This is a genomic window from Saccharothrix sp. DSM 118769, assembly GCF_052936295.1.
This window is the reverse complement of sequence record NZ_CP193627.1, coordinates 4,201,870-4,212,772: the sequence shown is the minus strand read 5'-3', so window position 1 is coordinate 4,212,772 and position 10,903 is coordinate 4,201,870. Positions and strand designations below refer to the sequence as shown.

General features: G+C 69.8%; 6 protein-coding genes, 2 pseudogenes and 1 CRISPR repeat array. Of the genes and pseudogenes, 4 read left to right on the top strand and 4 right to left on the bottom strand.

The features are described 5' to 3' along the window. The first annotated feature begins 52 nt into the window (after positions 1-52). Together ACRAKJ_RS18375 and ACRAKJ_RS18370 are read left to right on the top strand one after the other, a co-directional pair. Positions 53-199: a hypothetical protein gene (locus ACRAKJ_RS18375; protein ID WP_438920102.1), complete on the top strand. Its 147-nt coding sequence runs from the start codon at positions 53-55 to the stop codon at positions 197-199. A gap of 222 nt (positions 200-421) precedes the next feature. After that, positions 422-1,621, top strand: coding sequence for a putative glycoside hydrolase (locus ACRAKJ_RS18370; RefSeq protein ID WP_438920103.1), 1,200 nt, complete (start codon positions 422-424; stop codon positions 1,619-1,621). Here the strand turns inward: ACRAKJ_RS18370 and ACRAKJ_RS18365 are convergent. Further along, positions 1,571-1,819, bottom strand: a pseudogene (locus ACRAKJ_RS18365) (ATP-binding protein); the annotation flags it as partial. The gene ACRAKJ_RS18370 and the pseudogene ACRAKJ_RS18365 sit on opposite strands and share 51 nt — an antisense overlap. A gap of 734 nt (positions 1,820-2,553) precedes the next feature. Between ACRAKJ_RS18365 and ACRAKJ_RS18360 the strand changes: the two are divergent. Then, a complete protein-coding gene (locus tag ACRAKJ_RS18360) occupies positions 2,554-3,180 on the top strand; it encodes a GDSL-type esterase/lipase family protein (protein ID WP_438920104.1) in 627 nt (208 codons plus the stop codon). 324 nt (positions 3,181-3,504) lie between these two features. Continuing rightward, positions 3,505-4,570: direct repeats of the CRISPR family, unit length 28 nt; unit sequence GTCTTCCCCGCGCGAGCGGGGGTGGTCC. A gap of 108 nt (positions 4,571-4,678) precedes the next feature. On the opposite strand, the pseudogene ACRAKJ_RS18355 reads toward ACRAKJ_RS18360, so the two are convergent. Then, positions 4,679-5,485, bottom strand: a pseudogene (locus ACRAKJ_RS18355) (ISAs1 family transposase); the annotation flags it as partial. A gap of 33 nt (positions 5,486-5,518) precedes the next feature. Then, on the bottom strand, positions 5,519-5,965 hold the full coding sequence (locus tag ACRAKJ_RS18350) for a transposase family protein (RefSeq protein WP_438920136.1): 447 nt from the start codon (positions 5,963-5,965) through the stop codon (positions 5,519-5,521). 209 nt (positions 5,966-6,174) lie between these two features. On the opposite strand from ACRAKJ_RS18350, the gene ACRAKJ_RS18345 reads away from it, so the two are divergent. After that, the gene (locus ACRAKJ_RS18345) at positions 6,175-9,855 is read left to right on the top strand and encodes a BTAD domain-containing putative transcriptional regulator (RefSeq protein WP_438920105.1); all 3,681 of its coding nucleotides are present in this window, start codon (positions 6,175-6,177) and stop codon (positions 9,853-9,855) included. A gap of 483 nt (positions 9,856-10,338) precedes the next feature. Here ACRAKJ_RS18345 and ACRAKJ_RS18340 read toward each other — a convergent pair whose 3' ends face one another. After that, on the bottom strand, positions 10,339-10,749 hold the full coding sequence (locus tag ACRAKJ_RS18340) for a transposase (RefSeq protein ID WP_447009049.1): 411 nt from the start codon (positions 10,747-10,749) through the stop codon (positions 10,339-10,341). Positions 10,750-10,903: the final 154 nt, after the last annotated feature.

Here is a 10,903-nt window from a genome sequence, read left to right as displayed (position 1 = left end):
GACTTCCCCAAATTCCCTACTGTTGTGACGCGCGTCTCTCTAACCTTTCGGTATGAGACTGCTGCTGTGGACCGCACTCACGTGCGCACTGGCGGTCGAGGGGGCCACGTTCCTGCCGCTGCTGGCCGGACTGGCGATCATCGGCTGCGCCGCCGAGAGGCCGACCCGCCACCGGGGGGCGCGCCTCGCACGCCCGTGACATTTACCAGTTGACGTGAAAAGCCAGACGAATACCGAACATCCGGCACACGGATATCAGGCGTGGCAGGACGATCCGGTACGCGTGGTGTGACACGCGTTACTTGACCTCTGCGCCGTTCGGCGGTTTTATTGCTGCCAAATCACCTGGCGGCTCTGCTCCCGCCGTTTGGAGTTCGGTATGCCCCTGCGCGAAAACAGGACCCGCACAATCGTCACGGCATTGACCGGAGCCGTGATCGCGGCGGCGCTGACCACCCCGACGGCCGGCGCCGCCGCACCCTCCACCACGGCCGCGCCCGGCCGCCCGCAGTCGTTCTGGCTGCACATGAACAGCACTCCCATCAGCGACGACGTGCTGGTCAAGGAGGCGAAGCGGCGCAGCTACGTGGTGCTCAACGCCTGGGAGGGCGACCTCGCCGCCAAGTTCAAGGCGGCGAACCCGGCGATCTCCACGTTCGTGTACAAAGACCTTTCCTCGACCCGTTCCTACGCGTGCCGCAACGGTGTCGACGATCAACAACTGCCGGCCGGCGTCGGCTATTGCGACGCGAACAAGAACCACCCCGAGTGGTTCCTCACCGACGCTTCCGGGAAGCGGTTCGAGTACAGCGGGTATTCGGGCCACTGGCAGATGGACGTGGGCGACCCCGGGTACCAGCGCGCGTGGGCCGACAACGTCGTCCGGACGACCCGGGCGGCCGGTTTCGACGGCGTCTTCATGGACAACGCGCTGTTCCCGTGCGACGCCTACCACGAGGGCCGGTGCCCGGCGGAGTACCCGACCGACGCCGCGATGCAGGACGCCTACGTGTCGATGTTGTCCGCCACCCGCGGGGCGTTCACCGCCGCCGGGCTGAAGACGGTCGCGAACCTGTCCAACGCCCGGCTGCACGCGGGCGCCTGGGACCGCTACACCGAGCACCTCGACGGCGGCTTCGACGAGTGGTGGCTGGCGTTCGACGACACCAACCTGCTGCCCGAGTACGACCAGGGCTGGAGCAGGCAGGTCGCCCAGATCGCCTCGAACGAGGCGCGCGGCAAGATCACCTGGGTGCAGCCGCACTTCTCCCCCGGCGCCGACCGGCCCTACCGGTACGCGCTGGCCAGCTACCTGATGGCGGCGGGCGGGCGCGCGGCCATCGCCGAGGTCGACCAGACCGACGGCTACGGCGACGCCTCGCCGTGGCACGCCGAGTACGACTGGGACCTGGGCGCGCCCACCGGCGCGTACCGCAAGGTGGCCACGAACGTGTTCCGCCGCGACTTCGCCTGCGGCACGGTCCTGGTCAACGCGAACCAGCGCGATACCGCGGCGGTCACCGTGAAGCTCGGCGGTACCTACCGGAACCAGGGCGGCACGGCCGTCACGTCAGTGGCGCTGAACGGCACCTCCGGCAGCGTCCTGCGCAAGGCGTGCTGACAGCGGCAACCGGACGGTGAAGCGGGTGTCACCGGGCTCGGACCGGACGTCGATGTCGCCGCGGTGGTGGTCCACCACGATGCGCCACGAGATGTCCAGGCCGAGCCCGGTGCCCTCGCCGACCTCCTTGGTGGTGAAGAACGGCTCGAAGATGCGCCCCACCACCTCGGGCGCGATGCCGGTACCGGTGTCGCCGACCGGCGATGCCGCGGTCGGCGAGCCAGTCGTCGACCTCGTCCTCCAGGTCGGCGGCCTCCATCGGCCCCGGCTCGACCGCCTTCGTCACCCACTCCCCCGCACTCTCGTCGCACGGTGCCAGCCCGGGTGACCGCCCGCAGGACCCAACCGCTCCCGCGGGCAGCCCCCAGGCCGCACCGACAGCGGATGTCCACCCACACCGCAATGAACACCGGTGCGCTTCGACCGGCCGCTGTCGGCCAACGCCGCCGTGTCGCAGTACGGCCACTTCGGCTTCTTCCCGTTGATGATGCCGCACGCACACGACATCACCGTTCTTGACGGCGACAGCTGGCCCCACCCGGTCTGCGACGCGCCAGGCCGGTGCGCGGCGACGCGCGGCCTGCTCGCCTCGCCGCGGGGTCGTGCGGCGATGACCGCGTACGGCTGCGGCAGCGACCTGCTCGGTGTGCCTGCCGCCCCCGGTCGGGACCATCGGCCTCACCCCCCCGCCCACGACGGGTGCGGCCGTCCGGCACGTCACCGCGCCGCAGGCCGACCTGGGCGGCAACACCCACCTCGCGCGGTCCCCCCTACGACGACACCGGTGGGGCCGGCCCCACCCTCCGACGCGGTACCGCTGACCACGTGCGCGCAGCCGGGCCACCGCAACCTCGGCGGGATAAACAACGGGCCGCTGCCACCGCCGACCCTTCACCGGCTGCCGTTCAAGGGTGCAAGCCTGAACTACCCGCGTGGCGTGGTGCCGGGCCTGTCCACCCCGGGGCACCAACCGTTGCCGCACGTCGCGCTCGACTCCTCCCTTCCGGCGAGGCCGCCAAGCCCTGCACCGCCCCTCCGACACCAACGGCTGCCACCACAGCGGCCAGGTCCACCCGGAGCTGCTCGACCCGGATCACAACCTGGACTTCATCACGGTCTTCCGCGCCTGCCCGGGAGACACAACCGGCGACGTGCGGCACGGCTCCAACGGCGAGCGGTCGCAGCTGGACTTCCCGGACACCGACACCGATCTGGTCATCATCACCATCGGCGGCAATGACGTGGAGTTCGCCGACTTCGCCCGCGCCTGCGTCTTCGACTCGTGCGATACCTCCACCGAGCAGTACCGGCGCTTGCCGGAACCGGTGCGGAACGCACTTCCGGGACGCCTCGACGAGTTCTACCGCGACATCACCACTCGCGCCCCGGTGCCCGGGTCTGGGTGCCGGGCTACCCGCAACTCGTCATCGACAATGAGGACTTCATCCCGTGCCGACACCTCGGCGACCTCCTCGACCACGACGCCGGCGACTACGACGGCCCCCGCGCCCTGGTGGGCGCGCTCAACGACGTCATCCGCGACCGCGCCACCACCATGAGCACGGACTTCCGGTCACGGGACCCGGCACGACTGTTCGCCGGGCACGAACTGTGCTCCACCCGCCTGCGGCCCTACTCCTACGGCCCTTCCGCCACCAACTACCACCCCAGCGCCGAGGCCAAGCCTCCTACGCCGCACTGGTCAAGGAACAAGCCGTCCACGACCGGTTCCGATGGTGATCGTGTCAGGCCAGACGACGCGAAGCAAAGTTTCCAACCGCGCCGTTCAGCTCTGTCAGTCCCGGGCGTGTGTCGATATTCGAGACCGCGATGAACCGAATGAAAACGCGGGCAGCGACCTGTAACGTCGCAGCTCAAGAAGTGTCTTCCCCGCGCGAGCGGGGGTGGTCCGCGTCTGGGGCTCCGGCCGCTGACGGCGAAGACGTCTTCCCCGCGCGAGCGGGGGTGGTCCCGGGGTGTACTTGGCTGCGGCGTAGTCCGCCATGTCTTCCCCGCGCGAGCGGGGGTGGTCCCAGTTGGGGTCCGCCGCTGACAACTACGTGGTGGTCTTCCCCGCGCGAGCGGGGGTGGTCCGAACCGCCAGCTGGTGTCGATGCTCAGGCCCAGGTCTTCCCCGCGCGAGCGGGGGTGGTCCCGCGGGGTCCTCGTCCTCGACCAGGACCTTCCAGTCTTCCCCGCGCGAGCGGGGGTGGTCCGGCCCGGCGACGGAGGGAGCACGATGGAGACGGCGTTTTCCCCGCGCGAGCGGGGGTGGTCCGGACCTGCTCCAGCGCGCGGCGGACGTCGGCGGGTCTTCCCCGCGCGAGCGGGGGTGGTCCGCTCGCTGGGGTGCATCGTCACCGCCCCGGACCGTCTTCCCCGCGCGAGCGGGGGTGGTCCGCGCGCCGGGCTCATAACCCGGAAGCCGTCGGTGTCTTCCCCGCGCGAGCGGGGGTGGTCCCTCGATCGCAGGAGGCTGGTCGCCAACCGCAAGGTCTTCCCCGCGCGAGCGGGGGTGGTCCCGAGTACGTGTAGGTGTTGGTCTGCCGACGACCGTCTTCCCCGCGCGAGCGGGGGTGGTCCGGTTCGCGTGGCCGGCGGGGAGGCCAGGCACACGTCTTCCCCGCGCGAGCGGGGGTGGTCCGCCGCGGCAGCGGGTGATGGTGGGGTCCGGTACGTCTTCCCCGCGCGAGCGGGGGTGGTCCTGCCTCGGGTGAGGTCACCGTGACGTGGCGAGCGTCTTCCCCGCGCGAGCGAGGGTGGTCCCCACGCCGAAGCAGTCAAGGTCGTCTGCGACAAGTCTTCCCCGCGCGAGCGGGGGTGGTCCCCCGACATCGCCCGCGTGTACCTGGAGGGCGCCGTCTTCCCCGCGCGAGCGGGGGTGGTCCCGCCTCCCACGGCATCGCGACCACCGACAGCGGGTCTTCCCCGCGCGAGCGGGGGTGGTCCTTTGTGATCCACTACCCGTACTCGGCCGTGCGTGCTGCTATCGGCTTCTCCGTCGTCTACGAGACCAGGCGCGGACCGTCGACCATGATTGGACATGGCTTCCCAGGGTCATTGCGTTGTGGGGTAGCTGCTGGTCACGGCGGTGATGAGGTCGTGTGATCGGCGGTTGGCGCGTCGGAGGGCGCGGGCGATGTTGGTGTCGCCGTTGGTGCGGTGCCATCCGATCGCGGTGTTGCGCAGGGTGGCGATGACGGCGGGGCCGGTGCCGGTGCGGGCTTGGTGTGAGTCTTCACGGAACGTCACGTCGCGGACGTGGTGGATCTGGTTCTCGATGAGCCATTCGCGGCGGATCCAGTCCTGCAGGTCGCTCGGCAGGGCGTCGCCGGTGGGAAGGGACACGGTGAAGTAGGCGGTTTCACGAGTGGTCTTCGTGTGGGTGGTGCGGCTGCGGGTGATCCGGATGGCCTGCTGGGCGTGCGGGAACGCGATGCCGCCGGGGGTGCGCGGTGTGACGGCTTTGACGGTGCGGGTCTCGCGGCGTCCGTGACCGCGGTCGCGGGTGCGGTCACCGACCGGGATTTCGGGCCAGGGCAGGGATTTGAGTTGGGCGAGCAGCGTCGGCTGATTGCCCTTCACCGCGGTCATCAGGTGGGCGCCGCGGGCGGCGACCTGGTGGGCGTGGTCGGTTTGGGTGTGCAGTGCGTCGGCGACGAACACCACGCCCTCCAGAGTGCCCACGACCGTGTGGACGGCGTCGAGAAGCGGGGTGAACGCGGGAATCTCGTTCGACTTCGCGTCCACGGTGACCTGGGCCAGCATGATGCCGGTGCCGGTGTCCAGCGCGGAGAGCAGATGGACCTGGCGCCCATCGTCCAGGCGGGCGCCGCGCAGGGTTTTGCCGTCCACGGCGATGACATGACGGTATCGATCTGGTCGGACCGGTGACGATCACCGGGCGCGGGCGGTGAGCCAGCCGCCGAGGACGGTGGCCAACAGATCGGCGTCGAGCCGGGTCAACACCCGCCACATCGTTGTGGCGGAAGGGATGCGGTCGAACCCGAGCCGCTCACGGGCATGTCCGTCGAGATCCCGCAGCCAGTCGCTGATCGCCGCGAAAGACGACGCCCCGGCCAGAACCGCGCAGACCGCGACCGCGAGCAGCGCCGACAGTGGGTAACGGATCCCGCGCGGGTCACGCGGGTCCGGCACCTTCGCCAAGGCGCCCAGCAGACCGCCGTGCTCACCGTCGGTGACAGGCGGCGGCGGGCTGCCGACGCGGCCCGGCGTGACGGTCAGCGCGGTGATGAGAGATGATGCCATCGGCGGGTGGGTCTTCCTCGGAGTCGTGAAGCGTCGCAACTCCATGATCACCGATGCGGTCTCACCCGCCGCCATCGCCTCCACGAAGGCCCTTCACACCCCAAACTCCCAGCTCAGCGTCTTGCTGTCTGACTATGCAATCGCCCTGCATGGCTTCCCGGACAGAACCGTGGACAACCACCGGGCAAACCATGTCCGAACGGGTGAAGCCCGCACCGTTGCGGATCCCCCCGGCAGATCGCCTGTCACACTCCGGGCAGGTCGAGCCTTCCGGGAGGGCGCGGGTGGAGATCCGACTGTTGGACGGTGTCGGGATTCACAGTGACCAGGGCGAACACAAGCTGAAAACAAGAACGCAGAAGTGCATGTTGGCCGTGTTGGCCTTGTCCCCGAACGAGCCGGTCAGCGTCGGGAAGCTGATCGACTGCCTGTGGTCGCCCGACAACCCGGAAGGTAAACAGGCCAGGAAACCTGCGTCCACCATTCAGACCTACGCCAAGCACATACGCGGCGCTCTTACCAGCGCGGGTGGTAATGGCGCCTGGCTGGACAGCAGATCACGTCCCGGGTTCTACGTGCTCGCCATCGACCGGATGTTGGTGGACTACCACCGGTTCCGGACCTTGGCCGGCACCGCCCAACAGACCCGTGACCCGGACCGGTTCGAGGAGGCGTTCGCCCTGTGGCGGGGTGCCCCGCTGGCCGGACTCGCCGGCGACTGGGCCGACCGCCGCCGCGGGGAGATGGCCACCTGGCATCGAACGCTTAAAGCACACCACTTGCAAGCCCTGCTGGGCAGTGGCCACGCCGACCGGGTGCTGCAGGAATTGCACGTCCTCGTCGAGCACCACCCGACGGACGAGTTCTTGCTTCTCGGCGTCCGCGCCCTGTGCGCGCTCGGAGAGCACATCGCCGTCCCCGTCTGGATCGATCGCCTTACTACCCTGATGCGCCAGACCTACGGCGCCGAACCCTCTGCGGGCACACTGGCTCATGCTCGCCGACTCTCCTCAGCCGTGGCCACCGTGCCACGGGTGGCCAGCACCCTGTCGTCCGGTCTGCCCGAGTTCCCCGGCCGCCAAGCTGTGGACAACGTCGTCCATGGCAGTCCCGTAGTCGCGGGCCAGGGGCACACCATCACCCCCGTACCGGCGGGCCCCGCCGCGGTGTCGGTGGAGAACGCCGTCCGGGATCACCGGCAAGTGACGGGGCGAGTGTTGAGCGAGGGGTTCACCGGGCGGGGGTGGGTGCTCGCGGAGATCGACGAACGTCTGGCCGAGATGTCCGGCGGCTACGTCTGGGTCGAGGGGGACGCCGGGGTGGGGAAGACGGCGTTGGCGGCGTTCCTGGTGCGGGAGCGGGGGTGGGTGGGGCACTTCGCCGGGGTGAGCAGAGGCGCGACGGTGCGGGTCGGGTTGCAGAACCTGGTCGGCCAGTTGGTGCGACGGTGGACACTGGCGGACATCGCGCCGGGCGCGATGGTGCCGGAGTGGGCGTTCACCCCGGAGGGGTTCGACGTGGTGCTCCGCGCGGCGGCCCAGCGGGCGCGGGCCGCGGGGAGCCGACTGGTCCTGGTCGTCGACGGGGCGGACGAGGCAGAGGTCGACGGGCAGCCGTGGGGACTGCCGTTCGTGCTGCCGGACGGGGTGTTCGTGGTGGGCACCTATCGGACCGGCCACCCGCCGGCGCGCGCCGGCGGCAACCAGGCTGTGGTGCGGCTGGCGGCCGACGATCCGCGTAACAGCCTCGACGTCGCGGCACACCTGCGTGCGGTGCTGCCGCCGGAGCTTGCCGGCGAGGACGTCATCGCCGCGCTGTTGGACCGGTGCCGGGGCGTCTGGGTGTACCTGCGCTATGCCGTCGAGGAACTGCGCAACGGGGTTCGTGACGTACGGGACCTCGCCACTCTGCCATCGGGTCTGTCCCACTACTACACCGATACCGTGGATCGCTGGAGCAGGAGCCCGGACTGGGACGCCGGGCTGTTGCGGCTTTTGGGCGTGGTCGCCGTCATCGGGGAGCCGCTCAACGCCGCCGACCTCGCGCTGGCGGCCGACGCCGACGAGACCGCGGTCCGGCGCTGGTGCCACAGCACCCTTCGGCCGTTCCTCGCCGTGGAGCGCGCGGGGCCGACGGCCCGCAGCTTTGCCGTCTACCACACCAGCCTGCGGGAATTTCTGAACGGCCGCCCTCTGGACGACCTCGGAGCCGAGGAGGACTGGCATTGGAGCGAGACCCTGGGTGCCGCGGCGACGACCGCACGTCACCGGATCATCGATCACCACCTCGGCAGGTTCGGCGGGCTCGACGCCGGGTTGCCGCGACTGTCCGCCGACCACGACCTGCTGACAGCGGGATCGGGATACGCGGTGAGACACCTGGCGGGGCACCTGCTCGACGCCGGACGGATCGAGGATCTCTGCCGGCTTCTCTCCGTCGGGGACAGGACGGGCAACCTGTGGTTCGCCGTCCACGAGCACGCCGACGCCGTCGACGACTATCTCGCCGACGTCACGGCCCTGTGGGTGCACCTCGCACACCGAACCGACGAGGCGCTGGCCGCGGGCAGACCCGCGTCGACGCTGGTGGACGAGGCGCGGTGCGCGCTCGCGACCTCCTCGATCAACAGCCTCACCGCGAACATCCCGGCCGACCTCGTGGTCGCCCTGGTGAAGGCCGGGATGTGGACGCCGGCTCGGGCGGTCGCGCACGCCCGTCGGCTGCACGCCCCGCCTGCCAGGGCGCTGTTGCTCGCCGCGCTGGTCCCGCTCCTGCCGGATCACCTTCGTCCTCCGGCGGTGGCGTGGGCGCTGGCCGCTGCCCGTGATCCCGTCACCCACATCACCGGCGACGTGCTGACCCGGATAGCGCCGCACCTGACGGACGTGGCCGACGCGGTGTCGATCGCGTCCCGGGTGCGGCACGGCGGGTGGCGTGCCGTCGCGCAGGCAGCCATCGCGCGACGCCTGGACGGGCAGCCCCGGCTGAACCTGCTTCGGGATGCCCTGGATTCGGCGATGTCCGTCGCCGGTGAGCACGATCGTGCGGAGACCGTCCGGCGAATTCTGCCGGAACTGCCCGATCACCTCGTCGATGACGCGGTGTCCGCTGTAGCCGGTACCGCCACGCCGCGCGAGAAGCCCCGGCCGCGAATCGGCGCGCTGCTGAAGAATGCCACAACGGACGGCAGCGAACCCGCACGGGTCGACGAGCTCGTCGCCCTGATCCCGACCAGTTCCGACGATGACCTTGCCGAGGTGCTCGCCGCCGCGGCTGAGATCTCCGACCTCGACGCCCGGGCCGTCCTGCTGACGGCGGTCGCAGCTCGGCTGCCCGTCGGCGAGCGGCCACCGGTGCTTACCGCCGCACTGACTGCGGCCCGCACCATCACCGCTGCCCCCGACATCCATCCCGACGACGCCCTTGCAGCGGCCAACCTCCGGACCCGCGCCGGGGTGCTGGCCGGATACGCGTTGCCCGACGAGCGCACTACCGCCGTGGGGCACAGCCCTCCCCCGCCCCCTGCCCGCAGGCTCTCCGAGATCTTGGCGATGGAGGACCCGTTCCGCAGAGCTCGCGCGCTGGCCTCGGCTGCGCCCGGTTTGGCCGTCGCCGAGGTGGATGTCGCGCTTTCCGCCGCTGAACTCCTCCCGGAGGAGGCTCGGACGCGGGCGCTCACCGGCCTGGTGCCCGTCCTCGGCTCCGCCGCTCACCTCGCACGGGCAGTGGCGGCGGCACCGAGCCGGGATCGTGGGCTGCTGGTCGCGGCGGTGACCCGTGCTGCGACGATTCTGCAGGGCCCAGACCTGGTCGCCCTGCTTCGCCGCACGATGCGGTCAGTCAGTCGGACGACTTGTCTCGCGCTCTTGAACGGGGCGGCCCCCAGGCTCGCCGAACTCACCGGTCCCGGGTTTCCCGACAGCCTTGCTACGGCGATCGACGATGCGCGGCGCTGGTGGCCGTGAGAGACGTCCGCTTGAGGGTAGGAGCGGGCCAGACGCCTCTGACTCAACAAGAGGTTGCGCAGGCGGTGCCGGCAGATGACGCCGCAGACCAGGTTCGGGAATGCATCGTGGATGTCATCGCGGATCTTCCCTCGGACCCGTAGGCGGCGGAACCGGTGCACAGGAGCGGAGAACTGCCCGACCACCACCGGTGCACGCCCAGTCAGGAGCCGTGGTCGACCCACGACGGCGATCATGGGTCTGGTGCCTTTGTCACACACCAGCCTGCGGCACCTGTCGTGGTCTTGATCGGCGTAGAGCATGTCGGGGCGTCGGCGCGAGCGGCCCGTGTCGCCCCTCGCGGGGGAAGGTTGCCGATCAGCGGCATCAGTTGGGTGACGTCATTGCGGTTGCCTGCCGGTGGGGGATACAGCGAGCGGGATGCCACGCGTTTCGGTGATCGGGTGGTGCTTCGAGCCCGATCCGGCACGGTCGACTCGTCGATCACCGCGCGCGGCCAGTCCGATGCGCCCGCGGCGTTCGGTTCAGCGAGCAGGTCCTCGTGCAGCCGTCGCCACCTCCGACTGGTGCCGGCCCTGTAGCCGCCATGCGCTCATGCCTGAGCGGAACCCATTCTGACGGCAAGGACTCCCACGGGATGTCGGCGTAAAGCACGAACAGGACGACCGAGAGCACCTCGCGGTCATCCAGCCGCCTGCGACTGGGGTGGTCGCTGCGGCGTTGTATCACCGGGAGCAGCGGTTCGATTCTCGCTACGACTCGTCGGCGACGATCCGGGGAAGTCGACCTTTCCTCACACAACGGTCGAACCCGGGCGATCGACCGTATTCCAAGATCATTTTGACATGGCCTTAAATCCGCAGATTTACGGCAAGACGACTCATTCCAGGTCACGGACCAATACAGAACAATCGATCTTGAGATTTCACCACCAGGAGAACACGCAGAGCCGACTCCCGTAGGACAAAAGCGTGATAACCAGACAGTTTTGTCGCGAACCGGGCTAGCATCGTATTTGCGACGCACGGCGGGCAAGTGGGGCTCGCGC

Coding starts and splice junctions, on each gene's coding strand:
- ACRAKJ_RS18375 (WP_438920102.1), top strand. CDS start 53: ATGAGACTGCTGCTGTGGACCGCACTCACGTGCGCACTGGCGGTCGAG.
- ACRAKJ_RS18350 (WP_438920136.1), bottom strand. CDS start 5,965: ATGGCGGCGGGTGAGACCGCATCGGTGATCATGGAGTTGCGACGCTTC.